1 pseudogene is annotated in these 261 nt (G+C 75.1%); it reads left to right on the forward strand.

Going from position 1 to position 261, the window contains the following annotated elements:
• Positions 1-261: pseudogene (locus B7767_RS39495) on the forward strand (phenylacetate--CoA ligase family protein); the annotation flags it as partial.

The following is a 261-nucleotide window of genomic DNA, read 5'->3' on the forward strand; positions in this document are numbered from 1 at the left end:
CCGGCCGAACTGGAGGCGGCGGTGCTCACCGACGTCCGCGGCTGCCTGGGCTACCAGGTCGTCGTCGACAGCGCACCGGACGGCGGCGACCGGGTCACCGTCCGCATGGACCTCCTCCCCGGCACCGCACGGCCCGACCGGGTCGCCGCGGCCGTCACCGCCCGGCTGCGCGAACGCACCGGCGCGCACAGCACCGTCGTGGTCGACACCGACATCGACCCCGTGACCCACACCGGTTCGTTCGTCAGCTGGAAGGCGGCC

It is taken from the genome of Streptomyces sp. 13-12-16, from assembly GCF_002114215.1.
In the GTDB taxonomy this organism is placed as follows: Bacteria; Actinomycetota; Actinomycetes; order Streptomycetales; family Streptomycetaceae; genus Streptomyces.